This window comes from Fulvimarina uroteuthidis, from assembly GCF_034321785.1.
Lineage (GTDB): Bacteria > Pseudomonadota > Alphaproteobacteria > Rhizobiales > Rhizobiaceae > Fulvimarina > Fulvimarina uroteuthidis.
In genome coordinates, this window is sequence record NZ_JAXLPB010000007.1 from 16642 (window position 1) to 43076 (window position 26435).

Genomic DNA, 26435 nt, shown 5'->3' on the forward strand with positions numbered 1-26435 from the left:
CTGTTGCGCCGTTTAAGTTTGCAGGGATAACGAACTCATGACCGATCTCGGCAGTCGTCGTCACCGAAACTCAGCGGACTTTAATTTTGTGGTAGCTACAGCATGAGTTTAAAACTGGATCATTCCTCCACTTCGCCATTTTCCCTATGGCCCGTTCCGGAGATTACCGTCGCATTTCTGTCCTTTACGCTGCATTTCGTTTGGGAATTTATCCAAGTCCCAACCTATGCGGAAATGGCTGTAATGCCTCATTGGGAAGGCGTGAAGCTCTGTACCAGTGCAACGTTTGGTGATGTAGGGTTTGCACTCACTGCATTCTGGACGACAGCCGCAGCGGCGCGCTCGCGGTACTGGATATTGACGCCGAGAATTTGGCAGGTTGCAATGTTTATTGCAATCGGAATTGGTCTTACAGTTGGTTTTGAATACTACTACACAGAAGTTTCCGAACGTTGGAATTACTCCGATCTCATGCCGCTCGTCCCGCCGTTTGGAACCGGTTTAAGCCCTTTGTTGCAGTGGATTGTCATTCCACTTCTTGTTCTATCACTGTCGCGTCGCGTTGTAGCCTTGGACGGACACTGACTGTCGTCTTTTTTATTCAATGAGTTCGCGCAGTGCCGTCCAGCCGACGCTAACTGTCTTGTTGCCAAATCTTGCTACAGATCGAATAGAGTAGGGTCGCCGACCAGGTCAGGACCATGAATCCGCCAAGGGAGAGAAACATCGCAACGAGGCGGATTGGACCGAAAGCTTTTATATCTGAAAAGCCGAGGGTCACGAAGCTCATTCCAGAAAAATAGATTAGTCCTTCCCATGTACCGGAATAGGTACCCCCGAAATTTCCAAAACCATCGATACTCAACAGCGCGGCCAGCACAAGCGCGAATAGGACAATTTCGAACGAATGAAGTATCAAAAGGCATGCGAACGCGACCATGATCGGTGCGTGCCCTGAGGTCCTGGATTTAGGTGCTACTCGGACGATTGTTAAGACCCCGACATGATGAATCATCCCGAGAATGAGCACGATAAAAAGTCCCGTGGCAAAAGCTACCAAGGTCATGTCAGTCCCCTATTGTACAGCGTTCCAGTCTGGCGAAAGATCTTGCGAACACAATTTATGATGGCGAGAACCTCTCCTGTAGCAAATTGGTAGTGGATCGCCCGCCAACCGCACCTCGTACTGACCATCCAGCAAGAAGCTTCGTAAGGTGTTGCGATAGAGGGAGAACAGATTGACCTCCCTCGGCTTTGAATGGCGAGGCGATTTGGATTTCCTTGCTATGGTGGGATATTGCAGCTGCAAGCGCGGCGTGGATCGCTAGTTCATACGCTCTCTGGCTCGACTGTGCGGGCGAGCCTTACCCGCGCAACACGACAGGAACGGCATATGTCGGCTAGCCCTCGATCCAAGACTTAAGACCTGAAGAGAGTGACGATTCCTAGTCTAGGAACTCAAGGTGTGTCGCCATGATGCGCGGGAGCGCTTTGATGTTCGGACGTATACCCTTCAAGTGTCGGTACGCGCCGAGATCTGGATCATTGGCATTCTGCTGGTTACCGACCGAGGATATGTCGAAGATCACCGTGCCGGCTTCAGTCCAGAGGGTTTCAGAGCGAGCATTCGAAATACCCGCGGTATCCAACCTCGAGATCTTCGCCAATCTGCAGAATCATGTCCGCTTCGATCATCGCTCCGCCCGCCTCTGTCAGACTCACGCCTTCTTCGACCGGGGTCAGACCGACGACGAGGTCATCTGATGACATCGACGCCGTATCGTCGCCCTCGAGGCGTACGAGGTCGCCGCTGATCTTCAAGAGACCTGCGGCCTGATCGTCCGCGGCCGAAACCGCATAGGATGGATCGCTTTGCGAGGTATAACGGAAACTGCAGGTGCCACCGTCCGAGAACGCTCCTTCGATATCGGCGTCAGTCAAGAATTCAGCATCGAGCGTCGCGATTTCCGGCGTCGCGAGGGCTTCGCTAATGCTCGTCAGTCGGGCCGGCTCCTTCCCGTTCTCACCTTCGTTTTTACCGGACCGATCGATGTCGGCGATGAGATACCGCATCTCGGCGATCTCCTTGTCCTGCGCGTAGATGATCTCGTCGGCGAGCTTGCGCACGCGCGAATCCTCGATGTTGGCGCGCGACGACGTCATGATGGCGATGGAGTGATGCGGGATCATCGCCTTCATGTACGAGCGATCTCCGACCGTCACCTGACTCCTAACGAGCCAAAGGGCAAAACCGGCGACCATCACCGATCCGACGAAGATCAGGACGTTGATAGTTCTGCTAGAGTACATCGAAAGCATGAAGCCGAGCATGATGAACGCCATGACGCCGCCCATCATGAGCGCCATGTAGACTCGTGTCTCGCTGTAGAAGACGTGCTCAAACAGATACGTATTTAGATACATCAAGCCGAGCATAACGACAGTTGATGTTGCGATCATTGCTGCGAAGCGCCAGTATGACACCTGATTTTCCCTTCTCATTCGGTCGACAGTCGTGGAAATCTAAAACCTTTAAAACGAACTATAGAAAATTAAAATGTTACCACTACATAAAAATTTTGATTCTCCTCAAAACATCAACGGATACAGAAATAATTATATTTGTATATTAATATCAACGATCCACAGGCCCCTGCTATGTTTTCTGTTTAGTTCGGTAGAAATGCGCTAACGCCTATCGGTCCAATTAAAAACTGTGCAAGAATCCCAACAGCAGCCACTGAGATCAACGCGATTGTTGTGGCCACGCAAGACCATGATCCGAGCTGAAGGACACTTTCTGATGGTGCTCGCAAAACCATCGGCGTTACGAAGCGAAGATAATAAACGAGTGAAACAACGGTGTTCACCAGAGCTGCAATCGCAAGCCAGACATAGCCGCCATCGATCGTCGCCAGGAAGAGCTCCAGCTTGCCGACGAACCCGCCGAGAGGCGGGATGCCCACAAGGGAGAGGAAAGCGACGATGATGGCAATTGCGGGCAGCGGCGCGGTCTTCAAGAGCCCCGCATAGTCACTTCGGTCGGTTCGGCCACGCAAATGGGTGATGGCAGCAAAGGCGGTAAGATTGGCGGTTGCGTAGCCAAACAGAAACGCGACAAGAGCAGGAATGGCGTTATCGGTCAGACTAGTAACAGTGACTGCCATTAGGAGATAACCGGCCTGGCTCACCGAGGACCAACCAAGCATCCGTCTCATATCCTCCTGCCAAAGAGCTGCGAGATTGCCGAGGGTCATGGTGATAACGGCGAGTGCAGCGACCAGAGCGCGGATGGCGAAGTCCGTTTCCGGAAACAGGGAAACGAGCCGGGCGAGCGCGATGGCCGCCCCGATCTTCGGGACGACGGTGAGGAAGGCGGCGGAGGGTGCCGGCGCGCCTTCGGCGACGTCCGGCAGCCAGGCATGGGCTGGGACTGCGCCGAGCTTGTAGGCCATGCCCATAGTGACAAGACCGAGGCCGACGAGGAGCAGCGGCGAGGCCTCGCCCGCAGCCAGTGCCGCTGCCATTTCGCTAAAACCGGGGCCGCCAAGCATGCCCATCATGAAGGTCGCGCCAAGAACCAGCGCGGTGTTCGCCAGCGCGCCGACGAGAAAGTACTTCATACCCGCTTCGACGGAAAGCGCCCAGTCGCGGTGATAGGCGGCCAACACATAGCCGGTCGCCGAGGACAGAAGCACGCCGATCAGAACGAGGAGCAGGTCGAGCGCCCCGGCGAGGACCATCGCGCCGAGGGTCGAGAAGAGGAGCATCGCGTAATATTCGCCATGCCGCGCGTCGCTCTCGAACCAGCGCGGGGAAAGGAGTACGGTGACGGCAGTGGCGAAGAGGATGAGAAGCCGGCCCTCGATGCTCGCCATGTCGAGGGCGTAGGTGCCCGAGAAGGTTGCGCGCGCTTCGCCATTTGCCTGGGAAAAGAGCAGCAGGGCGGCAATTGCGAGACCGATCAGCGCCACCGGTGCGTTCGTCCATTGCAAGTGGCGCGGCAAGAAGCTTGCGAGAAGCACGATGATAACCGCTGTCAGGAGGACGGCGATCTCCGGTAAAATATCTGCGAGCGGCATCATCTTTACTGCCCCACAGAGGAGTGGAAGGACGCAAAAGCGGAGCCTGTCTGGATCATGTCAAGAAGCCCCCCCGGCACAAAACCGATGAGGACGACGAAGGCGAGGAGTACCGAGAGCGGCCAGATCTCGGCAGGTTTCAGGTCCTTGACCATCGCAATCTCCGGCCTGGTCTCGCCGAAGAAGATCTGCTGGCCCATCATCAGGAAGAGTGCGGCAGTGACGACGAGGCCGATGAGGCCGATCGCCGCCAGCACCGGATAGACGCCGAAAGTGCCGGCAAAGACCTGGAATTCGGCGACGAAGCCGGCAAGGCCTGGCAGACCGAAGCTCGCAAAGGCCCCGAGAAAATACGCCGCCATCAGGAGGGGCGTCACGCGGGCGAGGCCGCCATAGCGGGCGAGGTCGTAGGTGCCGGTGCGGCTGTAGAAGCTGCCGGCGATCAGGAAGAGCGCGCCGGTGATGAAGCCATGAGCGACCATTTCCGTCACCGCGCCGGAGAGGGCAAGGGTCTGGACGCTCTCGCTGCCGATCATCGCGCCAGCGGCAGCGATGCCGAGGACGGTGTAGCCCATGTGATTGACCGAGGTGTAGGCGATGCGGCGTTTGAGGTTTGTCTGGCCCAGCGCCACGAGCGCGCCCCACAGGATCGCGACGAGCGCGACGATCGCCAGCGGAAAGGCGTAAGCCGCGAAGGTCTCGCGCATCATCTGGAAGGGTATGCGCACCAAGCCATAGGTGCCCATCTTCAGGAGCACTCCCGCAAGCACGGCCGAGGCCGGCCCCGGCGCCTCCACATGGGCGAGCGGCAGCCAGGTGTGGAACGGCACCAGCGGCGTCTTGATGGCAAAGCCGACGAGGAAGCCAAAAAGGACGAAGCTGGAGCGCAGATCCGTTCCGCCGAGCGGCTGGGTGGCGATCAGTTCGCGCATGTCGAAGGACAGCGTGCCGTTGGCGAGGACGAGGCCGAGAATGGCGAGCAGGATCGCGAGCGAGCCGGCGAGCGTATAGACGAAGAATTTGAGTGCCGCGTATTCGGCCTGGTCATGGCCCCAGCGGCAGATTAGGAAATACATGCCGACCAGCGTCAGGTCGAAGAAGACGTAAAAGACGAGGAGATCGAGCGTCAGGAACAGGCCGAGCGAGACGCCCTGCAGGAACAGGAACCAGCCGTAATATTGCCGGGCCCGGCCCTTGGTCTCCGCCGGCCATGCGATGGCGCAGAGGAAGAGAAGGCCGCTCATCAGCGAGATGGCGAGCGACATGCCGTCGACGCCCACCCGCCAAGCGACACCCAGAGCGTCGATCCAGCCGACTTCGGCGACCGACTGGAAAGCCGGTGCCTCCGGCCCGGTGTTGAAGCCGATCCAGACGACGATCAGGCAGAGAAGCGAGAGAGCCGACGCGCTGAGGGCGACGAGGCGGGCTTTCTCCTTGGTCCCGTCCGACCAGACGAACAGGCCGAGCGAGGCGAGGAGCGGGATGAGGATCGAGAGCGTCAGCATGGATCAGGACAGGCCCAGAAGCAAGAGAATGGCCGCGCCGGTGCCGAGCGTGGCGATCGCATAATAATGGTGGGAGAGACCGGTTTGCAGGCGACGCGCATCGCGCCCGCTCTGGCCAACGGTGAGCGCGAGGCCTTCTACGAGGCCATCGGTCAGCCATTCGCCGAAGCGGCTCGTGGCGAGCGACACGAGCCCGACAAGGCCGGTCGCCTGCGCGGCAAGGCCTTCGGCGCCCGCCTCGCCCTTGAGGCGCAGAATCCAGGAGGCCCCCCGGCCACCGAGCGCGACAACCCGCACGCCACCGTCGATGAGGCTATCATCGAGCTTCGCGGCCGCACGGGAGAGCCATAGAACGGGCCTGGTGATCGCCGCATCGATCAGCGCCGGCAGGCCGAGCCAATGGGCCGCCTCGGCGGCGGGGCCATCATTGCCGAAAGTGAGGTGTTGCCGCGCGATCAGCGTGCCTATGAGAAGGCCGAGACCCACGCCAATCAGCGACAGGACGAGGGTTGCGACGCTTGCTTCCGGAAGGACTGCTTGCAGTGCCGCTTCGGCGCTCGTGCGGACAGGCGGAAGCCAGAGCAGCGAGGTGAGGAGAACGAAGAGGGCGAGGAGCGCCATCGCGACTATCTCGACCTGTCGGGCGCGGGTCTGCGGCCAGAGCGGCGCGGTTTCGCCCGCGTCTTCATCGTCCTCGTCCTTTTCCTCGGGCAGGCCGAAGGCGGAAAGCTGAAAACGAGCGGCATAGGCGGCGCTCAGCGCGCCGGCGAGGATCACCGCGCCGGCGGCCCAGAGGCTGAAATGCTCGGCAGCCGTCACCACCGCTTCCTTGGTCCAGCCCCCGCCAAGCGGCGGAATGCCGGCAAGCGAAAGAGCGCCGGCGAGGGTTAGGAGGCCCGCCAGCGGCAGAGTGCGGCCGAGGCGCATGGTTGAGAGGTCGTAGCTGCCGGTCTTCTCATGGGCGAGGCCGGCGGCGAGGAAGAGCAGCGCCTTGAAGGCTGCGTGGGCGACGAGGTGAAGGAACGCGACGCCCGGATAGCCCGCGCCGACGGCCACGAACATCAGCCCGTAATGGGCCGAGGTGGAGGCGGCGAGCAGGCGCTTCGCATGAGCCTGAAGCAGCGCGACGATTCCGCCCGAGAGCGCGGTCGTAGCACCAACGGCGATGATCGCGCCCGGCAGACCCGGCACCGAGGCGAGGAAGGGCTCAAGGCGCAGCAGGATGAAGGCCCCGGCGGCGACCATGGTCGCGGCGTGAAGCAGCGCCGAGACCGAGGTCGGCCCGGCCATGGCCCGGAACAGCCAGGGCGCGAAGGGGAGCTGACCGGATTTCGAGGCGGCGGCCAGGAGCAGGCCGAAGCCCGCGACCACCGCCGGTGTTCCCTCCATCGCGGTAAGGCCGTCATAGGAAAAGGAGCCGGTCGCCGAAAAGACCGCCATGGCGGCGGCGAAAAGGCCGAGATCGCCGAAGCGCGTCATCAGGAAGGCGTAAAGGCCGGAGGCGGTGTTCTCTCGCTCGCGCCATTCATGGGCGATCAGCAGATAGGAGCAGACGCCGACCAGCTCCCAGCCGATCAGCAGCGTCAGGAAATCCGCCGCGACGACAAGAAGCTCCATGCCGCCGACGAAGATGAGGAGGATGGCGACAAGCCGGCGCAGTCCCCGGCCCTCTTCGTGGAAAGCGGCGTAGGCGAGGACGGGTAGCGCGATCAGCGGCACGAGGATCGCCATCGCGCCTGCGAGCGGCGGCAGCGCGGCCGTCAGGCCGAGCGGCTCGTGCCAGGCGATATGGCCGGTCCAGCCGCCCGCCGCGCCCAGGGCGGCGGCGAATGCCGTCAGCGCCATGGCCGCAACGGTGAGACCCGTCAGCCAGAAGCGTTGGCGCCCGTGTTCGTCGCGCGGCGCAAATGCCGCCGCGATGGCGAAGAGGATCGGCAGGAGGGGGAGGACGAAGGCCATCGATCAGTGCTTCATCGTGGTCAGGCTTTCGGTCACGTCGGCCTGCCGCTTGCGGTAGACGGCCGTGACCAGCGCGAAGCCGATGGCCATGTCGACGGCCATCACCGCCATGATGATGATCGCCAGTAGCTGGCCCTCCGGCGCGCCGCCCATCGTGTTCGCCCAAAGGCCGATCACGGCGAGAAGCCCGCCATTCAGCATCAATTCGAGCCCCATCATCAGCATGACAAAGCTCTGCTGCGACAGGGCACCGTAAAGCCCGATGCCGATCAGGGCCGCGGCGACGATGAGGACGGTGGCAAGCGTCAACGGATCGGGCTCCTAATGATGGTGATGATGATGGCCGCCGCCCGCTTCGGGCTGGCGTCCGGCGGGTTCGCCGTCCAGCTCGAGGCCGGGCGGGCGGGATCCCTGATCTGCCATGCCGAAGCGGCCCGAGCGCGAGGAAAGGATCACCGAGCCGATCATGGTGGCGAGCAGCGTCACTCCCGCGGTCTCGAAGATCAGCATGGAAGGTCCGAGAAGCTCGATGCCAAGATCATGGACGATCGGCGCGGCCGGATCGACGGGAATTTCGGGAAAGCTCGTGAAAAGGATCGTGGCGGTGAGCCCGGCGAAGGCGAGGACGCCGGCTGCGATCGAGAAGCGGTGCTGATGCACCATCATCATCGGGTTGAGCCCGGCCGGGTTCATCATGAACATGACCATGAAGAGGGCCATGACCATCATCTCGACCGCCATCATGAAGATGGTCGCAACGCCGATATAGGGGGCGGCGAGCATGACGATGATGAGGCCGACCGCGACGAAGGAGAGAAGCAGCAGGAAGGAGGCCCGCACCATGGAATCGGTGGCGAAGACGCGCCAGCCTGAGACGATCGCGATAGCCGAAAGGGCGAGGAAGAGAAGATCGGTCAGCCCCATAGCAGCAACTCCGTTCCAACGGCGAGAAGCATGAGGAAGGATAGCGGCAGAAGCATCGTCCAGATGACGCCCATCATGCGGGCGGGGGGCATGCGGGCGAAGAAATTGCCGGCGGCAACGAGGGCAATCAGGACTAGTGCCGTCTTGAGGGCGAGCCAGACGAAGCCCGGCAAAAGCGGGCCCAGATAACCGCCGAGAAAGGCCGTCGCCGTCACCGCCGAGACCGAGACGAGCATGGCGAGCCGGGCGACTTTCCAGGCGAGAAGCGACGGGCCGGAAACATCCGCCGTGGTGCCGCCGGCAAGGTCTTCCGGACCCGCATAGTCGAAGGGGCCGCGCAGGCTGATCGCGAGACCGAGCATCAGGAAGAGGATCAGCCCCGCCGGTTGGCGGACGACGTTCCAGACCGTGCGCTGCGCCTCGACGATCTCGGTGAAAGCGAGGGACTCCGCCGGCAGCGCGGCGCCGATTAAGACGAACATCGAAAGGAGCATCGCCGGCAGGGCGATCGCCACATAGCGATAGGCCCCGATCAGCGGCAGTGGCGCGTTAGCCGACCAGCCGAACATAAAGACCGCGACGATGGTCAGCGCCTCGCAACTGCCCCAGACGACGATGCCGACCTCGCTCGGAATGGTGACGAGACCCGGCCCAAAGGGAATGACGGCAAGGCCGACGATCGCGAGCGCCAGATAAAGGGTGGGCGCGAGAAACCAGAGTAGAGCATCCGGCGCTTCGGTGCGGATGCGCTGGGTGGTCAGCAGGCGCGCGGCCTCGGCAATGGGCCGACGCCAAGACGAGCGGGCCTGCCCGGCGATGAGAGCGGGCAGCATGCCGTCGGCGAGCGCCGCTCCGGCGAAGCCCATCGACAGAAAAACGAGGAGAAGCAGGACGGCGATGAGCTCCATCATGTGTGGCCTCCATGGCTACCGTGAGGGTCATGACCCTGATGGGAACCGTAATCGCCGTGACCTCCTTGGCCCCCCTCACCCTGGTGCCTGCCATGTTCGTGATGGCTGCCACCGTGATCGTGATGACCGCCGTGGTCATGGCGCATGTGATCGCCATCATGATCGTGGCCGTCGCGCTCCTCGTCCGGCTCGTCCATCACCATGGCCAGCATCGATAGCGTCTTGTCATCGAAGCTGTTGAGGACGAGCATTGCCTCGGACCATTCGAGGCCGGGCAGAAGTGAGGAGAGATGCGCCGATTCCGGCAGTTCCGGCCGCGTCGCTGGTGAGGAACCGCCGGCGACGGCCAAGAGGTCATTGAGACGGGCGCTTAGGTCGCCCTGCCCTTCGACCGCACCGAGACCGGGTGGGATGGCGAGCATCGCCCCCGACCAGCGGATCGCGCGGCCGAGCTTTTCGAGCGTCGACGACGACCGATCGCCCGCCACCGCGAGCCGGGTGCGCTGGCCGAGCGCGGGCAGGCCAAGGAGATCGAGAAGCCGAGCAAGCCGCGAGAGCGCGGCCGGAGCATTTTCCTCCGCCTTTTGCGAAAGCGGCGGACGCAGCACCTTGGCGGCCTGGATCACGTCGCCCTGCAGTGTCATTTCCAACAACAATCCCGGCGGAAACATCGGCAGAAAGGGACCGAAGCGCGCCGTGTAGGTGTCCAGCGCGAGGCCGTCCCTCAAATCGTCAGAGGTCATCGCCATCGGTCGCCCATAAGGCGTGCCACCCATCATGCCCTTGCCGCCCTGGCCATGGGGGCCGATGCCTTCCCAGGGGTTGGGCGGCTCGTCGTGCAAGAGGTCCGGTTCGCTCGGCCGCTCGCCGCTGGCCAGATCCTGCCAAAGCCGTTCGAGATGGTCGCGCACCGCCTCGCCCGCATCTTTGTCGCTTTCCAGCGTGCCGCCGCTGAAAATCTCCGCATCCCCCAGCGCCTCGCCAACCTTCGCATCCCATAGCAGCGTCGCGCGCGGATGCGGCATCTGGTCGTGCAGGCGGCGCAGATCCTCGCGGTCTTCCAGCCGCATGCGCCCGGCGATCAGCAGGATTGCGGCATGCCGGGGCGTCGCCGCACGCTCGATCCCCGGATCGCAGAAAAGGCGCTCCACGCGCTCGCGCATCCCATCCCCAATCGCGACGAAAACCGGCACCGGCGCCTCGCGCGCCCATCTCGAAAGGGCGCTCACTGCCACCGGAACAAGCCCTCACGCCAGGCATAGACGATGCCGATGGAAAGGATCGCGAGGAACATCCCCATTTCCATCATCGCCTTGCCGCCCTCTTCGACGAAGACGACGGCCCAAGGATACATGAACATCATCTCCATCTCGAAGGCGATGAAGAGGAGCGTCATCGAATAGTAGCGAATGTGATAGCGCTGCCAGGCATGGGTATCCGGCGTGCCGCCTCCAAGAAAAGGTATCTGTTGAGGTGCTGTTGCCGAGCGCTGGACGCTATGGACTCCTCGAATCCACAACACCGACAGAACTCCGATAATAATGATCCAAGGGACGATCTCCATGCCCAACACCTCAATCGAGTTCAGCAGTTAGACTTCTCGTTCAGCCAACACGCATCTAGAGCGGCAATGCGAGCGAGGCACTATGCAGTTAGACGAATAAAAAACTTAATTATTTAGCTGCATACCATCTATGGCCTCTTTGGCTTTTACTTGCAGTTCGAGCAGAAATTCACAATAAAATGTATTCTATATATTCTTGATGTCTGGGTTTCGACCTTTTAACGATTCGATGTACTTATTTGGAAAAAGAATATGATTTGCGGTATTCAGTCCCATATAGGACACAATCTCGTTTGTAAAAGAAGAGCAATTGTAGGCAACGGCGTGCCAAAGTGGGCGGGATGACTGAAGTTCATTTATGAACGAGTATAGTTTTCTGTATTCACCTAGGGAAAGGGCAATCGTCAGCTCGTTTTGAAGGTAAGCAATCTCGGTATCACCATCCGAAGGACCTGTCTCGGACGGCACTGGCACCACATGGCCGATAGAGTACGGAACGTCGCTCGTCGAGGCGGGATGAAGCCCAGCGATCTCTGTCATCGAGGGGATCAGAACACCAGATCGATCGTACGGAATGTTGCCGGCGGAATCGCGTTCACCAAACGCGACAAAGGAATGCCCGTAGCTTTCTGCATTTCTTGCTCGGAATGAAATAAAATAGGGCTTTTCTAAAAGACCGACTGCACTCTTGCCAGAATATGGAGTAAATCGAACTGCGTCCGCAACGCCTTCAGCAGCACTTGAGAGTGCAAGAGAATTGTCGTAGCTTGCCGGTTGTGTGGCAGAGCATGCTGAAATGGCAACAGCACTTAGCATCAGAACGAATAATCTATAATTCATTGCAAGCCCTTAGGGTAAAGGCGATCAAAAGACGCCGTTGGCTTTTTGGACTTCTCGCACATAGGCGACAATGTCTCGAACTTGGCGAGGCGTGATCCCAGCGACCGGCGGCATGTTTCCGAACTGCCAATGATGGGCACGCGCTCCTTGCGTCGCAGCGATGAGGAAGGCCTGATCGCCGTGATGGTTCGGCTCGTAGATCCGGTGGATCAGCGGCGGACCCTGTTTCGTACCCCCGGCATTCTCGCCATGGCACGTGGCGCAATTCTCTTTGAAAAGATTTTCGCCATAAGCAGCTTGCGCCGACAGTTCAGGGACGGTCACGTCGACGATGTGGTCGGCGGCCGCATCGCCGGGTGACGTCGCCCGCCAGATCAGGAACGCGCCGACGGCAACGGCGCCGATGGCTGCGGCGAGTGTTGTTTTGCTGATGTTCATCTTTCCTCTCCTCAGGCCACTTCGAACCATGTCATCATCCCGGAGGCCGAATGCTCCAGCATGTGGCAGTGGAGCAGCCATTTGCCCGGATTGTCGGCGACGAAGGCGATTTCGATCGTCTCGTCGGGAACGGTCAGAGTGGTGTCGCGCATGGCCTCGTCGCCAGTCGGTTCCCCGTTGCGCGTCAGGACACGGAAATGATGGCCATGCACATGCATCGCATGGGGCCAGCCGGTCTCATTGCGGATCCTGACGACGGCGGCCTGGCCTTTTGCGAACCGGGCGAGCGGTTTGCCCATGTCGTCGGCGACGCCATTGAAGGCCCAGACATAGCCCTCGCCGACGAGAGAGCGGATGTCCATCATACGGCCCTTGTGCATGGCTCCGGCCATCCCACCCATCGCACCGCCCTCCATTAGCAGTTCGGTCCGGACTGCGTCGGAAAGGTCGTCCGGCAGGGAGGGACCCGAGCGTGGCAGGCCGGTGGCTTCGGGGAAGGAGGCGCGCACCGGCTCGCCCGCAACCGCGAATTCCGCGATCTCCAAAGGGCCGCTATCGGTGTGAACGACCAACGATTTCGGCGTTTCGTCGTCGAGGATGTCGACGAGAAGATCGGTGCGCTGGGCAGGCGCCAGCCAGACCGGCTCATTCTCCTCGACTAGCGGCACGGGCATGCCGTCGAGGGCGAGGCGGAAGGTGCGCGTTCCCGGCAGGCCCAGCTCCATGATCCGCGCATTGGCGGCGTTGATGAGCCGCACGCGGATGCGCTCGTTCGGCCGAACCTCGATCCGTGGCTTGGAGCGGCCGTTGACCGTGACGAAGTTGCCGAGCCGCCCGCCATGGCTCCAGTCCATCATCTGGCCGAAGCTGTCGTCGATCGAGCCGTCCTCGGTAAGCCGCCAGTCGTCGACGAGGAGAACGAGGTCGCGATCGGCGCCCTCCCAGGGCTCGGCTTCCTCGACGATCAGCGCGCCGTGCAGGCCGCGGGCGTTCTGCTCCCAGGAGCGATCGTGCGAATGATACCAGTAGGTTCCGGGATCGGGCGCCGTGAAGTCGTAGGTGAACTGTTCGCCGGGGTCGATCGCCTTCTGCGTGAGGCCGGGCACGCCGTCCATCGCGTTGTCGATGCGGATGCCGTGCCAGTGGACGCTCGTTGACTGGTTGAGATCGTTCTCGACGACGACCTTCACGCGCTCCCCGGCCTTTGCCCTGAGGACAGGCCCGGGCGCGGTACCGTCGAAGCCCCAAATCGCCGTCGGCGAGGCGAGATCGGATGGAAGTATCGACGCTGAAGCTCGGCGCGCCGTCAAGACACGGGCCGTCCCGTTCTCTTTCGATAGGTCAATGACGCGACCGAAGGCATTCTGGCTGATAACGGCTCCAGCCCCTGCCAAGAAGGCCCTTCGAGATAATTTCATAGGGCGGCCATCTTAGAACTCGTCTCGATCTGACGCCTGGATGGTCTGACCTTGACCAGTGTTCCATCCGGGACGCGGCTGTAGAGATCGATGATTTCGTGATTGAGAAGCCTGATGCATCCCGATGAAACGGCTCGACCGATCGAATTGGCCTCTGGCGAACCATGAATTCGATAAAGCGTGTCGACTCCATCCTGGAAAAGATAAAGTGCTCTGGCGCCAAGCGGGTTCGAGAGACCTGGCGGCATCCCGCCGTTTGCCGCAGAATACGGCTCCAATTCAGGCTGCCGCTCAATCATTTCCCGTGGGGGCGTCCAGGTGGGCCATTGCTTCTTGTAATGGACGCGCGCAGAGCCCGACCATGAAAAACCTTGTCGGCCGACACCGATGCCATAGCGCAGAGCCTGACCTCCTTCCTGGACCAGATAAAGATATTTCTCGTCCGGATCGACCACGAGTGTGCCCGGCTGCTCTCCAGTCGGATCGTCGACAAGCTGCCTCCAATATTGCGGGGCGACGACCCCTGGGGGAACGGCAGGAATGGTGAACGGCTCTGAATAGATCGGGCCGTAATAGGTCGGATAGGTCCAAGAGCCCGATGTGGCCTTCTGAAGTCGCGGTTGGATGTGGGGCGGGACAGAGGCGGCAATTCTATTTGCAGACGTACATCCTCCGAGTGCCAGTAATCCCAAACCCGTCAAGGCAGTCCTGCGCGTAAAAGGCAAGATTTTACTCTCCGTTCGAAGGGCGCTCCGCTACGGAGAGCGGAGCGCCTTTTCGTCATTTCATTTCGACAACAGTCAACTTGCCGCGAACCCGGTCGGCGATGAATTGAACATTGCTGCCCTCTTTGGCCTTTTCGAGCATTGCCGGATCGGCGACTGAAAACACCATCGTCATCCCTGGCATGTCGAGGTTCGTCAGAGGACCATGCTTGATCGTGATCTTCTTCGCCTTGGCGTCGACCTTCTGAATCGTGCCCTTGGTAAATTCAGCAGCCAACACCGGCATCGCTACCGAAACGGAAAGCGCTGCTGCCAGGCCAAGCTTGATGATCGTCTTCATTTTGGGATTCCCTTAGTAGCGTTGTTTATAGGGCTCAAAGCAAGCCGTAGTCGGAACCAGGAACGATAAAATTCCAACCAAGCGGCGATGTCGCGACTGGTCCCTGGTTGTGGTACTTGTCGACCTTGACGTTTGTGCGGGATTGTTCCTCCGCACGCTCGATGCCGTATTCTGAGCCAGGCATGAGGTTGTGATCGGAAAGGACCGACGAGGAGGTCGAATAACCAAACGTCTGAGGCGTATGCTGCAGCGTTGTGTGGTTCGCAGTGCCTGGGGCCAAATGGGCTCCTTCAGCAATCGCATTCCGCTCTGCGACCTCATGAGCCTCGATTCCAGTTTCCGATCCGGGCACCAGACCTCCAGCGTTGCTCGCGGTTGATGCAATAACAGCTGCTACGGTAGCGACGACGAGGACGCGCATTATTTACTTCCTTTTCAGAATTGGTGTTAGGATGTGTTATTTCGAAGCGACGGTCAGCGGCCCGTGCATGCCGGACTCGTAGTGTCCGGGAATAAGGCAGGCGAACTCGAAGCTTCCCGGCTTGGTGAAGCTCCAGATAATTTCTCCCGAATTAGCCGGTTCAAGACGGATCGCGTTTGCATCCGCATGTTCCATCTCCGGGAATTTTTCCATCAACGCCTTGTGCTCTTGGATTTCGTCCTCGGAATCCATAACGAATTCATGGTCGGTTTCGCCTTCGTTCACGATCTTGAAGCGAACCGTTTCGCCTGCCCTGACCTTAATGGCCGCAGGCTCGAACAGCATCGCGCCATCGTCGTTTTCTGACATGACGACCTCGATCGTCCGTGCCACATCAGCCACCTTGCCTGCCTTGCCAATGGCCATTTCGTCGTCATGTCCTCCGGAATGGCTTCCTGCCGCATAGGCTGGAAGGGCAAGGAGGCTGAAGGCTCCGACAGAAAGGGCGGTAAGATATGCTCTCATTTATATTTTTCCTCGGTTTGATGATGAGTACCTGTCAAGTTCCGGCTTCTAGTGGCCAGAATGATCGCTGCCCGACATCTTGATTTGGCGGACATCCGATTTTCTAAAAGCTGATCCATCCGCGCTTCCAGCAGGGGCAGATGGAGCGGCAGCTAGTGCCCCGGTCCATTCGTAGGCGACTGTTCCATTAGGGAACTCGTAATCGCCCGGATCGGCGTAATCGTCGGCCGCGAGCCCGTCGCGAACTTTCATAACCGAGAACATGCCGCCCATCTCAAGCGAGCCGAACTGACCCCAACCTCCCATCATCGGGATCGTGTTTTCTGGGAGCGGCATGGCCATCTCGGCCATTTCCGCCATGCCGGTCTCGCCCATCGGCATGTAGTCCGGCTGGACCTTGCGGATCATCGCCGAGACCTTCGCCTTGTTGGCGCCCATGGGCGTCGGAATGTCATGGCCCATGGCATTCATCGTGTGATGCGCCTTGTGGCAATGCAGCGCCCAGTCGCCGGGATGAACCGCATCGAACTCGTAGGCTCGCATCGCGCCGACGGGAATATCGATCGTCACCTCCGGCCAGCGGGCCTCCGGACGAACCCAGCCACCATCGGTGCAGGTCACCTCAAAATCATAGCCGTGCATGTGGATCGGATGATTGGTCATGGTCAGGTTGCCGACCCGCACCCGCACCCGGTCGTTCGTCGCCGCAACCATCGGCGCGACATCGGGGAACACCCGCGCATTGATCGCCCAAAGATTGAAGTCAGTCATCTCCATGACCTTCGGCATGTAAGCACCTGGATCGATGTCGTAGGACGACAGCATGAAGACGTAGTCCCGATCGACCGGCATGAAGGTCGGGTCCTTCGGATGGATGATGAACATCCCCATCATGCCCATCGCCATTTGCACCATCTCGTCGCCGTGCGGGTGATACATGAAGGTGCCGCTTTTGACGGCGTCAAACTCGTAGACGAAGGTTTTGCCGGAGGGGATGCCCGGCTGTGTCAGGCCGGCGACCCCGTCCATTCCGCAAGGCAGGATGATGCCGTGCCAATGGACGGTGGTATGCTCGCGCAGCTTGTTCGACACGAAAATGCGCACCCGGTCTCCCTCGACGCATTCGATCGTCGGCCCTGGGGCTTGACCGTTATAGCCCCACAGATAGGCCGTCATCCCTTCGCCCATCTCGCGCTCGACGGGTTCGGCAACGAGATGGAATTCCTTCACACCATTGTTCATGCGGAAGGGTAACGACCATCCGTTAAGTGTCACCACCGGTCTGTAGTCGGGTCCCGCTACTGGAAGCAGCGGTGGCTGTGTTTCAGCGCTTTCCATGATCGGGGCTTCGGGCAGGCCCATCGCGGAAGTCTTCGACCAAGTGGCGGCACTCGCCAGAGCGACGCTGGCACCGAGGAAACTACGTCTGGAAACCATTGTAATGCCTTTCAAATCTACGCATCGCCTTGGCGATCTGCCTTGTTGTGGAGATTCCAGTAACTGGAAGGTCAAGGAATGTGTGACATCTAGTCATCGCCACCGCCTGCATCGGCGACTTCGTCGCCGCCAGAAGCCGGCAAATCGTCAGAGCCGCCATAGACGGCCGCGGCGAGCGCCGCGTCGGCCAAATGGAAATCGCGCTTTGCCTCGATCGAGGCAAGGATCGCGCCGATCTTGGCCCGCGTGTCGGCGAGAAGATCAAAGGTGCTGGTGATCATGCCGTTGTAGGTGAGAAGGGATTCCTTCTCGACGCTGGTCCGCAACGGCACAACGCGCCCTCGATAAAAGCGGGCAATCTCGCTACGGCCCTTGTAGGCCTTGTACGCCGCCCGCGCCTGGCTGCGGATATCAACCGCCTTTGCGGCGACTTGGTTAGCCGCTTTCAGATAGGCAAACTCCGCCTTTCGCAGGCGCGCCTGACCGCTGTCGAAAATCGGAATTTCCAGCGAGACCTCCGCAATGCCGGACAAGGTGTTGGAGGCAGACTCGCTGCCGTCTTCCTCCTCTTCGACTTCTCGTTCGACTTCAAGTCCGCCCGCGATTTCCAGATCGGAGGCATAGCGCGTCGCCTGCGTGAGGCCATACGAGCGGGCAAGGCTTTCGAGTTCCAGACGTGCGACCTGAAGATCGACGCGGTTCTTCAGCGCCTCAGCCTCGACTGTCCGATAATTCTTGAGGGTACCGGGAAGCGGCGGAAGGGCGTTCGGAACCTCGAAATCAAGATTCTTTCCCCATACGCCCATCACACGGTAGAGCTTTTCCTTTGCAAGCTGGGCCGCAAGACGTGACTTCGCCTTTTGCCCCGTAATCTCAGCATAGAACGCTTGCTCCCGGATCTGCTCGACTTTCGGAAGGGCTCCGCTCGCAGCCAGTTCATCGCCAAGCTCAGCCGCTGCATCAGCTGCGATCTTGGCCTTGGTAAGAGCACCAACCTCTTCCCATGCGCCAACTGCCTCGATCCAGGCAGCCCGCGTTTCTGCAGCCAGAGAAAGTGTTGCGTCGACGGCGCGAAGTTGGGCCTGCATGACCTTCACTTCGGCCACATCAAGTCGACGCTCGCGTGTCATCAGCCGGATGATGTTCGCAGCGATTACCCCTTCAATGCTCGGGCCGACTCCAATACGGGTCAGCGAGGCAGAAAGCGTCGGATTGACGGCCATCCCCTCCTGCCAGAGGTCTGCGACCGACATGCCGATATCGGCATAGGCGGCTTGCAAACCCTTGTTGTTGAGGATCGCGACCTGAATGGCGGCATCGACACCAACATATTTCGCCTTGAGGAGCTGATCGACACGGTTCTTGGCGCCAGCAGCCTGTTGCCGATCCTGGACCCAGACCGTTTCCTTGCCAAGGCGCTGGGCGGTCTGGCCGGCAACAAGCGAGAATCCGAGATCGGTCTCAAAGTTCTCGCCGACCCCAACGCAGCCCGAGATAAAAGCGGGCAAGAAAAGCACAAGAGTTGCCTTTGGAAGAAATCTCATCGGGCAGCCTCACCACCTTGAACCGCTTCAGAGACTGGTTCGATCTCGACCCCAGAATTCCGAAATGGCCTTGGATCGCGAGGGCCGCGATGGGTATATTGTCCAACAACTGACCCAACAGACGATGATACATGAACGGATGGATCATCGGCTTGCGGAAAGATGGCAATTTCGGGCAAGCCCCGAGGGGCCTCCGCGCAACCTGCCAGAAGCAGGCTGGGCAGAGCTCCAGCAAGTAAAAGGGTTTTCATTGTCCAGCCTGACAGCAGGATCTGGCCACTCGGATATGGAAATCCGGAGTGCGATCACATAGCGATACAAGGAATCAAGGCTCGCGAAGTGCGCGAGGGTCCGTACCGGCGTCCCCGTGGCTTACACCACAAGCAACGCTTACAGTTTCATTGAAACTGTGCTGCCTTAGGATCGAGGCGGGCGATCGAGGTATGACGTCGCCCCATCAATGTGAGCATCATTGACGGAAACATATTTCTGGAAAGACCAGCGCATTCGATCGGTTTCAGGGCCTGATAATGCGAGGAAGCTCGAAGGGCAATCCGTAGCACACTTTCCGTTCATGGATTTTGATGTGTGCTGATGCTCGCCAGCATGACCGCTTTTCGCAACCTCACACCGATCCGCAGTGCCGCAGTCATGTGTTGCTTCAGCGTGTGCCCGGTCGGAAACCATGTAACTGGAGCCTGCATGAGCAAACTGCGCTCCCAAGATAGACAGGCATAGAAAGACGACTGCGAAAAGCCGCCAGCAAATGCCAATTCTTGGATTTAAGGCTACCATGTGGTCCTTGTATCGAATTGAAATATCCTCGTCCACCCCAAAATGGGATTAGCAGAAAGACGCTCAGCGAACGTTGCATTTGGGTTACTCGAAATTGGCCAGCTAGCGCCGAAGATATTTGATTAGCGCTACAACCGTTAGGAGTAGAACGACGACAACGATGAGCCCGACAAGCCCCATGCCACCCATCATCCATCCCATGCCGTCCATATCCTGCATTCCGTCGTCCATCATCGTTTTTTCCATCGTCTCGGTTTGTTTAAGCCACTCGAGGTAGCGCTGACGAGGCCGGGCACTGGGAGGGTGACCTCATCATTTGCAGGAAGGCGCGGCCAGTGCTCGTCCTGCATGAGCGAAAGACGAGGATGACGATCGTCACCCGGCTCACCGGAAAGACCGCCGCAGAAACGATCTCGGCCATGACTGCGATCTTCCGGCGGGTTGATCCCGGCCTCAGATCGTCCGTCACGTTCGACAATGACACGACCTTTGCCCGCCATGCCTTGCTCAAGAACCTCTTCGGCATGACGACATGGTTCTGCGACGCCTATGCATCCTGGCAAAAATGGCGGCGTCGAAAACGCGAATGGTCGATTGCGACGATGGCTGCCACGCTCGCTCGATCTCGACACCCTGTCCGAACACGATCTTCAGAATGTCATCGTCTCGCTCAACACCACGCCGAGGAAATGTCTTGGCTTCACCACACCGCTTCAGGCTCTCCTCAAAGAGCTTGGCAAAGACGTCCAGATCCGCTTCTCATGAAACGGTTGCACTTCACGCTGGAATCCACCGGCTTCAAAAAGTTAACAAAGCCTGAAAATCTCCGCCAAGTTGGGGCTTTCGCGGCTCAGTTCCGCGTGGAAATCAACATCCTGTATCGAGCGAGGTAACGAGGAGGAGTTTCAGCTTGCCGTCCGGATCAATCCAATATGGCAAGGCTGCCACCTGTCGCCGTCGTTTCTGCTTCCTCAAGCGCTTTCTAGAAATTTGATGTTCCGCCGCTTTTCTTGAATACAGGTCACCAGGCCCGACGGCGGATCTGTTTCAACTCTTAGCCGTTCCATAATGGGCCTTATGCCGCCTCAATATCCGGAAGATTTCATGAGACGGGTTAGGGCTTCGCCATAAGATTCACCAGTCTCGTTACACATAGCTTTAAAGCGATTTATGGCGCTGATCGGGGCTCGGACATACACGTGATCACTCGGCTCTTTTGATTTCCGAATTCGCTTTACACGCTCTGTCGGTTCGCGACTTTCAAACCCACTTTTTTGAGATGCTCGGTCAGCAGCTTCGTCGAGATCCTGATCGTCGGTGACAACCTTCCGCGACTTCTCGAAGCCGGTCGTGATATCGAGCTTCGATCGCGTCTTTTGCCCAAACCCAAGATCGTTTGCCATTATGCAGCCTCCTGCGTGATCTTTCGAAGTGCCGCGAGAACCTCTCCAGTGTAGGCGACGGCGTTGTCTATCGCTCCTTGCAGATTACTGACTTTGGCGGCATCGAGCTCGAAGAGGCTCAGTTTCTCCATGAACATGGCATTAAATGCCTGACGCTGGTGAAGATGACTCGAAAGCAGAGGCATCCCATTTGCCCGCATTTGGTTGGCAATCTCTCTCTCGATTTTCGTCGTGAAAGGCGGTGGGCTTGTCCGATTGAAACTGAGGACGAATGGCAAGTCCCTGCCAGCATCTTCTCCACTTTCGTGAACGAGGGCGACTGCTCTAGCAGCCTGCTTTGCCTCGAGTGCACTGCCTCCAAGAGGTATTATCGTGAGATCAGCTCGCATGATGGCGCGTGACGTCATGCGGCTGGCGGTCCCTTCGAGATCGATAAATACGAACTGGGACTCGTTGGAGGCTCTCTTTATTAAGGTTCCAATATTGCTCTCGCTGACGTCTGCATAGACGCTGATCGAGGCCTTTGAAGTGCCGGTTCGCCAATCGGTTATCGGTTTGTTGGGATCTGCATCGATGATCGTAACATCTCCGCCCTGGTCAGCGATGGTTGAGGCCAACGTAAGGATTGTCGTGGACTTCCCTGCCCCACCTTTCGGGTTTGCAGCGCATACGATCGGCATCTCAATCTCCTCGTGTTCGTCTCACCGATAAACTTGAAAGCTTGAGGAAAGCTTGATGAGAGCGTTTAGATAGCATGCTCGCAAATATCCTGCGGCAAGCCATATGATAGCAATCATATATCATGCAATCATATTGCTTGCACATAGCGATCAGAAATATCGTTGCATGCTATCCCTGAATCTCGGGTCGGTGAGCCGCGATCAGGCGTTTTTACAAAAGGGATCAAGTTATCGATCGGTTGGGGCGATCCGTCGGAGTATCCCAGCGTAGCTGATGACGCCGACCTGAAATCCTTGCGTCAACCTGACCATTGCGTCCGTTGCCAGGCATGGCTTCCTAGGAAAGACTCGCGTACTCTCTTCCTAGGAGCATCGCAGAATCGGGTAATTGAATGTCTCAGGTCTCTTCGACACAGCATCGCGTTCGTCGGCGTGCCCTCGGTATGCGGACAACGGAGACCATGCTCCATAAAACAGAGATCGAACTCCTAGACAGACTGAAGATACGACTTGGTCTGTCTTCAAGATCGGATGCGGTACGCCTCGTCCTTGCTAAGGCAGATCTCGATAGCTTCACTCCGGCTGACGTTGAAGTCCTGAAAGAAGGTGCTCGCTAACGCCGATGATTTTCGAGAATACGGAGAAGCCATAGGCAAAGAAAAAGGCCCCGAAGCGGGAGCCGCCGGAGCCTTCGTCTGAAAAGGTGTGGTTACCCTCAGACTTAGCCTCCTCCGCTGACATCGTCAACTGAAAACGCGGTTTCCCGCCACGGACCTGCTTTGCCTCGCGCAAGGAAGACCCGATGACGGACGAACAATGGCGCGCGCTTATGGTTGCGCGAACGACGACGGCTGATCTCTTTGGATCGGGCGAGGGCGGATCTGTGCCCGCTCCCTCTTTCGAAGCAAGAGCGGCGATCTGGCGCGATCAGCAAGCCGGACTGATCTCGTTTGCCGAGGCACAGCGCCGATCGGCAGCGGTCGGCAATGCGCCGACGCGATCACTCGATGATAGCAAGAGCGGGAAGGGCGTTGCGCGCCCGCCTGTCGCGCGGCCTCGCCATCAACGGCCGGTCCCGAACGACAGCCGTCAGTATGCCCAGCCGATGGCAACGGCAGCAGCCCGCGACGATCGCCTGACGCCGAACGCCAAGGCATTCCTCCAGGTTCTGCGCGCGCGCTGCGGTAAGGGCAGGGAGACCACGATCACGAAGGGCACGGCCGGGAACATCATGGCCCGCTCGACGCGCACGATCCGGCGCTACCTGATCGATCTCGTTCGCTTCGGCTACATCGAACTCTCGATCTCGCGTAATCCTCGCGGTCTGCATCTCGGGCTCCTGGTGAAGCTCACCGAGAAGGTCATGCCGTTCTTCGAGGAGGCGAGGGGGCTTGCCCGGTGGCTTGCCGAAACGCCCGCAGCTTTGTTCGAGCCGTTCAAGGGCGTGCTGGCTTCTGGAAAACAAGGGGTGACACTTCTGTCATCCAGAAACCAAATCTCAAAAAATCATTTTCTTCCGGTTTTAAATAACCAAGGAGATGTAAAAGGAGCGAGGTTCAGACCGCCCGACTGACGACCAATCGCGGCTCCGTCAGATCATGAGGAAGGCTATCAGCAGGCATTTTGACGATGCCGCGCGGTTTTCGGCGTCAATATTCGGAATGACGCTCAGTCGTCCGTCTTTCGGCGTCGGTTCGTATGCCGAAAGACGCCGGATCGGACCTTCCAGCGATCGCCAAGAGCAACCCCGCCCGTTCGCCAGATCCGTCGGATCCGGTAACCGATGGGACTTGCGTCGTTATCCGGCTGGTTCGTTGGCGTCGGTTCCGGTCGCGCAGCCTTTTCCTTCTCAGCCATCAGCTCAGGCATTCGTGGCGTCGGGACCGATGTCGGTATTTCCGTTCGATCTTCGTATTCAGCCGGATCAATGAAACGAACCGGTTGCTTCTTGCGATACCGACGTGACGGGTGGCGCACCGGCTTGTCATTAGGCTCGACGGGGTCCAACTGGACGTCCTGCTCGCGCGTCGTCTCGTCGGGGGTCGAACGCTCGGCGAGGATCCGGCCGGATCGCGCCGCTGCCTCCACTTTCTCCTTCAGCTCTCTCTGTTCGGTCGTCTCTTCGGACTGTTCGATTGCCTGAGTACCCGACTCGAAACTCGGTCAAACATAACAGTACCTTGCGAGCCGCCTCGTGAGGAGCCGGATCTGGGCGACGTGGATCCAGGCTTCAGCGCTCGTGACCGTCTTCTCGAAGTCCTTTGCCAGCCTACGGCAGCGTCCGAGCCAGGCGAACGTGCGCTCCACCACCCATCGACGTGGTAGAACGACGAAGCCGGTCATGTCCTCAGTCCGCTTGACGATTTCGATCGTCCACGTTCCATGCTTTTGCAGCCTGCTTCTGAGCTTTTTGCCGGCGTAGCCGCCATCGGCGAAAACATGGCGAAGCCAGGGATATCGGGTCCGGACCTGTCGAAGGACGTCCGGCGCACCGTCGCGATCCTGAATGTTGGCCGGATGCACGACGAGCCCGACCATCAAACCGAGCGTGTCGGTTAGGATGTGGCGCTTGCGACCGTTGATCTTCTTGCCGGCGTCATAGCCACGGGGACCGCCGCTCTCGGTCGTCTTCACGGTCTGGCTGTCGATAACCCCGGCGCTCGGGCTCGCCTCTCGTCCCTCCAGTTCACGGGCAGCGGTGACAAGGACGGCATTGATCGCTCGAAGTAAGCCGCTGTCACGAAAGCCATAGAAATAGCGCTGGACCGTCGAGCGCGGTGGAAAATCTGATGGTAAAAGGCTCCAGGCGCAGCCGCCCGAAGCGAGATACAGGATCGCGTTCATCACCTCCCGCAAATCGGTCGTTCGCGGACGGCCGATCCGTTTGACCGCTGGAAGAAGCGGTTCAATCACGGTCCACTCGCGATCGGTCAGGTCGCTTGAATAACGGGCGTTCCTGCGAGCATAGTCGCGGCGAGCGATTTCAGTCCAAGGCATCTCTGGCTCCATCTCGTTTGGCGACAAGACGGAATCACAACCTGCTGAAATCGCTCAACTCATTTCGGGCTAGGCTCTGATACCGCTTCTGAGCCGCGCTTGGCTTCGACGTCCTGGCTGGCTTCGGCTCGAGCGCCGATCGCTTATCGTCAGCCGGTCCCGATCGACGGCTCTTCCGGATTTCGACAGTGAAGGGCTTGCGTACACGAGGCATGAAAGGTCCGTCGGATCGTAAGGAAGGAAAAGGGATGCGGGATCAGCTCGTTCGCTTTCCATGATGTCGGGAAAGACTGCAGAACTGCTGAACAAGCAATATCACCAAACTTAAGGGCGAGCGCGGACCGTCAAACGGTCCGGGCTCCAATTGTCTGCGAGATCCGCGAACCGGTATCAAGATGCGGGGATGTGCTTCTATTCTGCGGCTGACAGGGGTCGTCAGGCGGCTTTCCAGACCTCGTTCAGAATGCGCGCCGCGATCTCGGCTTTATCCTGCGGCAGGAACCGCCCGTAATGCTGGGCGACCATGTCCGGTGTATCCTGGATCGCGTAGCTTGCCTGTTCGTAGGATCCGGTCTGCTTCAGGATGTGCGTCGCCAGGACATCGCGGATGTTGTGCGGCCCATGCGGCAGAAGGCCTTCGATCGCGCCTCGTCCCGTCCATGGATTGTAGATGCCATAGCGCTGGATCGTCGTTCGCCAGGCTTCGAAGAATGTATTCTGGTCGTAGGCGGCATTTGTGCTGGTCCATTTCACCGATTTGACAAAGAGAGTGCCTGGGTCCTGCGCGGGCCCAAGACAGCGGGCGCGATGGCGATCGATCCAGGCGTCGATCGCAGCGTAGAGGCCGCCGAGATCCGGCAGGACGAGACGGAACGGTTTCGAGCCGAAGAAGGACGAGTTGTGGTTCTTGAAGGCAATGGACGGGATCAGGACCTCCCAGCCGTTTTCCCTCGTGCTCCAGCGTAACTCGCCGCGCCGGCGATCCTCGAGCGCTCGCTCGGATGTCGGGGTTCGACCCTGAGGGCGGCTGGACCACCAAGATCCTGGCATTGACCGACGCTTTGGGCAATTTCGTCCGGTTCGAACTCCTGCCCGGCAATCGTTACGACACGATCGGCGTGGCCCCTTTGATCAAAGGGGTGACGTTCAAAGCTCTTCTGGCCGACAAGGCTTTCGACGCCAACTGGATCGTAGAGGAAATGGACGATCGCGGCACGAAGGTCGTCATCTCCCAGAGACCGAAGCGAAAGCAGCCGCGAGAAATCGACGAGGAAATGTACAAATGGCGGCACCTCGTCGAAAACGCCTTCGCCAAGATTAAGGAATTCAAGGGCATCGCCATGCGAGCGGAGAAGACGGACCGCAACTTCGCAGCCATGCTCAACCTCTGCATGGCCGTCGTGAACTGGAGATGAATCTCAACAGGCCCTAGTATCGGTCTGTACTGAAAGACAAAAATAGAATTTATATTTGAGTGGATCTGTAGCGTCACGCATCTGTCGGTTTTCGTGAGCATCATCGCGGCGGCCGCTTCGTCGATTAGAGAGAGGAAAAGTCAGGGGTTCGGATGTGACGTGACTCGAAGGACGAGAGAGGCTTGTCCGGTCCGTCGCAAGGAGGTTTGTCTCCATGATCCCCACCGAAATCCGCAACATCCCGCTGTTCCAACTGTCGCTCTCCCCGCAGAATGTCCGCAAGACGAAACCGAGTGCCACCGAGGACGCTGAACTCGAAGCCTCGATCCTGGCTCATGGTCTCAAACAGAACCTTGGTGTCGCGCGCGGTGTCGATGACGATCGGTTTCTCGTTCATTCCGGCGGTCGCCGGCTCAAGGCGCTGCAGACGCTTGCTTCGAAGGGAGCGGTTTCGCCGAATGTGTTGGTGCCTTGCCTCGTCGATGACCAGGAAGCCGCCTTCGAGGCCTCGC

27 protein-coding genes and 2 pseudogenes are annotated in these 26435 nt (G+C 59.2%); 5 read left to right on the forward strand and 24 right to left on the reverse strand.

Features of this window, described 5'->3' with window-relative positions:
• The first annotated feature begins 102 nt into the window (after positions 1 to 102).
• Positions 103 to 585, forward strand: coding sequence for a hypothetical protein (locus U0C82_RS17145; protein ID WP_322188851.1), 483 nt, complete (start codon positions 103 to 105; stop codon positions 583 to 585).
• Positions 586 to 634: 49 nt separating this feature from the next.
• On the opposite strand, the gene U0C82_RS17150 is transcribed toward U0C82_RS17145, so the two are convergent.
• The 19 genes from U0C82_RS17150 to U0C82_RS17240 all read right to left on the reverse strand — a co-directional run bounded on the left by U0C82_RS17150 (position 635) and on the right by U0C82_RS17240 (position 18633).
• A complete protein-coding gene (locus U0C82_RS17150; RefSeq protein WP_322188853.1) occupies positions 635 to 1066 on the reverse strand; it encodes an ion channel in 432 nt (143 codons plus the stop codon).
• Between the two features lie 548 nt (positions 1067 to 1614).
• Positions 1615 to 2484 carry a DUF305 domain-containing protein gene (locus U0C82_RS17155; protein WP_322188855.1) on the reverse strand — a complete coding sequence of 290 codons (870 nt, stop codon included), beginning with the start codon at positions 2482 to 2484 and terminating at the stop codon, positions 1615 to 1617.
• Between the two features lie 185 nt (positions 2485 to 2669).
• Complete coding sequence (locus U0C82_RS17160; protein WP_322188857.1) at positions 2670 to 4085, reverse strand: NADH-quinone oxidoreductase subunit N; 1416 nt, start codon at positions 4083 to 4085, stop codon at positions 2670 to 2672.
• A 2-nt stretch (positions 4086 to 4087) separates the two neighbouring features.
• A complete protein-coding gene (locus tag U0C82_RS17165; RefSeq protein WP_322188859.1) occupies positions 4088 to 5587 on the reverse strand; it encodes a complex I subunit 4 family protein in 1500 nt (499 codons plus the stop codon).
• 3 nt (positions 5588 to 5590) lie between these two features.
• Entirely contained in the window at positions 5591 to 7546 is a 1956-nt protein-coding gene (locus tag U0C82_RS17170; protein WP_322188861.1) for an NADH-quinone oxidoreductase subunit 5 family protein, read from the reverse strand.
• 3 nt (positions 7547 to 7549) lie between these two features.
• The gene (gene nuoK, locus U0C82_RS17175) at positions 7550 to 7855 is read right to left on the reverse strand and encodes an NADH-quinone oxidoreductase subunit NuoK (RefSeq protein WP_007068914.1); all 306 of its coding nucleotides are present in this window, start codon (positions 7853 to 7855) and stop codon (positions 7550 to 7552) included.
• 12 nt (positions 7856 to 7867) lie between these two features.
• Positions 7868 to 8470 (reverse strand): NADH-quinone oxidoreductase subunit J family protein, encoded by a 603-nt coding sequence (locus U0C82_RS17180; RefSeq protein ID WP_322188865.1) that lies wholly within the window; start codon positions 8468 to 8470, stop codon positions 7868 to 7870.
• Positions 8461 to 9381 carry a complex I subunit 1 family protein gene (locus tag U0C82_RS17185; protein ID WP_322188867.1) on the reverse strand — a complete coding sequence of 307 codons (921 nt, stop codon included), beginning with the start codon at positions 9379 to 9381 and terminating at the stop codon, positions 8461 to 8463. Before U0C82_RS17185 ends, U0C82_RS17180 begins: the two co-directional genes overlap by 10 nt.
• Positions 9378 to 10616 carry a hypothetical protein gene (locus U0C82_RS17190; protein WP_322188869.1) on the reverse strand — a complete coding sequence of 413 codons (1239 nt, stop codon included), beginning with the start codon at positions 10614 to 10616 and terminating at the stop codon, positions 9378 to 9380. Before U0C82_RS17190 ends, U0C82_RS17185 begins: the two co-directional genes overlap by 4 nt.
• A complete protein-coding gene (locus U0C82_RS17195; protein ID WP_322188870.1) occupies positions 10607 to 10945 on the reverse strand; it encodes an NADH-quinone oxidoreductase subunit A in 339 nt (112 codons plus the stop codon). The genes U0C82_RS17190 and U0C82_RS17195 overlap by 10 nt, the downstream gene beginning before the upstream one ends.
• A 186-nt stretch (positions 10946 to 11131) precedes the next feature.
• Positions 11132 to 11785, reverse strand: a complete 654-nt coding sequence (locus tag U0C82_RS17200; protein ID WP_322188872.1) for a hypothetical protein — start codon at positions 11783 to 11785, stop codon at positions 11132 to 11134.
• Positions 11786 to 11809: 24 nt separating this feature from the next.
• A complete protein-coding gene (locus U0C82_RS17205) occupies positions 11810 to 12223 on the reverse strand; it encodes a c-type cytochrome (RefSeq protein WP_322188874.1) in 414 nt (137 codons plus the stop codon).
• Between the two features lie 11 nt (positions 12224 to 12234).
• Positions 12235 to 13641, reverse strand: coding sequence for a multicopper oxidase family protein (locus U0C82_RS17210; protein WP_322188876.1), 1407 nt, complete (start codon positions 13639 to 13641; stop codon positions 12235 to 12237).
• On the reverse strand, positions 13638 to 14342 hold the full coding sequence (locus U0C82_RS17215) for a L,D-transpeptidase (RefSeq protein WP_322188878.1): 705 nt from the start codon (positions 14340 to 14342) through the stop codon (positions 13638 to 13640). The genes U0C82_RS17210 and U0C82_RS17215 overlap by 4 nt, the downstream gene beginning before the upstream one ends.
• A 79-nt stretch (positions 14343 to 14421) precedes the next feature.
• The gene (locus tag U0C82_RS17220) at positions 14422 to 14706 is read right to left on the reverse strand and encodes a copper-binding protein (RefSeq protein ID WP_322188879.1); all 285 of its coding nucleotides are present in this window, start codon (positions 14704 to 14706) and stop codon (positions 14422 to 14424) included.
• A gap of 34 nt (positions 14707 to 14740) precedes the next feature.
• Positions 14741 to 15127, reverse strand: coding sequence for a hypothetical protein (locus tag U0C82_RS17225; protein ID WP_322188881.1), 387 nt, complete (start codon positions 15125 to 15127; stop codon positions 14741 to 14743).
• Between the two features lie 36 nt (positions 15128 to 15163).
• The gene (locus U0C82_RS17230; protein WP_322188883.1) at positions 15164 to 15652 is read right to left on the reverse strand and encodes a cupredoxin domain-containing protein; all 489 of its coding nucleotides are present in this window, start codon (positions 15650 to 15652) and stop codon (positions 15164 to 15166) included.
• 48 nt (positions 15653 to 15700) lie between these two features.
• A complete protein-coding gene (locus tag U0C82_RS17235) occupies positions 15701 to 17089 on the reverse strand; it encodes a multicopper oxidase family protein (RefSeq protein ID WP_322188885.1) in 1389 nt (462 codons plus the stop codon).
• 89 nt (positions 17090 to 17178) lie between these two features.
• Positions 17179 to 18633, reverse strand: a complete 1455-nt coding sequence (locus U0C82_RS17240) for a TolC family protein (protein WP_322188887.1) — start codon at positions 18631 to 18633, stop codon at positions 17179 to 17181.
• A gap of 1130 nt (positions 18634 to 19763) precedes the next feature.
• On the opposite strand from U0C82_RS17240, the gene U0C82_RS17245 reads away from it, so the two are divergent.
• On the forward strand, positions 19764 to 20321 hold the full coding sequence (locus U0C82_RS17245) for a hypothetical protein (protein ID WP_322188889.1): 558 nt from the start codon (positions 19764 to 19766) through the stop codon (positions 20319 to 20321).
• A 192-nt stretch (positions 20322 to 20513) separates the two neighbouring features.
• On the opposite strand, the gene U0C82_RS17250 is transcribed toward U0C82_RS17245, so the two are convergent.
• Positions 20514 to 20831 carry a hypothetical protein gene (locus U0C82_RS17250; protein WP_322188891.1) on the reverse strand — a complete coding sequence of 106 codons (318 nt, stop codon included), beginning with the start codon at positions 20829 to 20831 and terminating at the stop codon, positions 20514 to 20516.
• Complete coding sequence (locus U0C82_RS17255) at positions 20831 to 21511, reverse strand: ParA family protein (protein WP_322188893.1); 681 nt, start codon at positions 21509 to 21511, stop codon at positions 20831 to 20833. The genes U0C82_RS17250 and U0C82_RS17255 overlap by 1 nt, the downstream gene beginning before the upstream one ends.
• An 802-nt stretch (positions 21512 to 22313) precedes the next feature.
• Between U0C82_RS17255 and U0C82_RS17260 the strand changes: the two genes are divergently transcribed.
• Positions 22314 to 23084, forward strand: coding sequence for a helix-turn-helix domain-containing protein (locus U0C82_RS17260; RefSeq protein ID WP_322188895.1), 771 nt, complete (start codon positions 22314 to 22316; stop codon positions 23082 to 23084).
• A gap of 95 nt (positions 23085 to 23179) precedes the next feature.
• Here the strand turns inward: U0C82_RS17260 and U0C82_RS17265 are convergent, their stop codons facing one another.
• The 3 genes and pseudogenes from U0C82_RS17265 to U0C82_RS17275 form a co-directional block, all read right to left on the reverse strand.
• Positions 23180 to 23599: a hypothetical protein gene (locus U0C82_RS17265; RefSeq protein ID WP_322188897.1), complete on the reverse strand. Its 420-nt coding sequence runs from the start codon at positions 23597 to 23599 to the stop codon at positions 23180 to 23182.
• 75 nt (positions 23600 to 23674) lie between these two features.
• Positions 23675 to 24508 carry an IS5 family transposase gene (locus U0C82_RS17270; protein WP_322189011.1) on the reverse strand — a complete coding sequence of 278 codons (834 nt, stop codon included), beginning with the start codon at positions 24506 to 24508 and terminating at the stop codon, positions 23675 to 23677.
• Between the two features lie 435 nt (positions 24509 to 24943).
• Positions 24944 to 25531: pseudogene (locus U0C82_RS17275) on the reverse strand (hypothetical protein); the annotation flags it as partial.
• Positions 25532 to 25557: 26 nt separating this feature from the next.
• Here U0C82_RS17275 and U0C82_RS17280 point away from each other — a divergent pair.
• Both U0C82_RS17280 and U0C82_RS18970 read left to right on the forward strand, forming a co-directional pair.
• A complete protein-coding gene (locus U0C82_RS17280) occupies positions 25558 to 25923 on the forward strand; it encodes a transposase (RefSeq protein WP_322188899.1) in 366 nt (121 codons plus the stop codon).
• Positions 25924 to 26137: 214 nt separating this feature from the next.
• Positions 26138 to 26434 (forward strand): annotated as a pseudogene (locus tag U0C82_RS18970) (ParB/Srx family N-terminal domain-containing protein); the annotation flags it as partial.
• Position 26435: the final 1 nt, after the last annotated feature.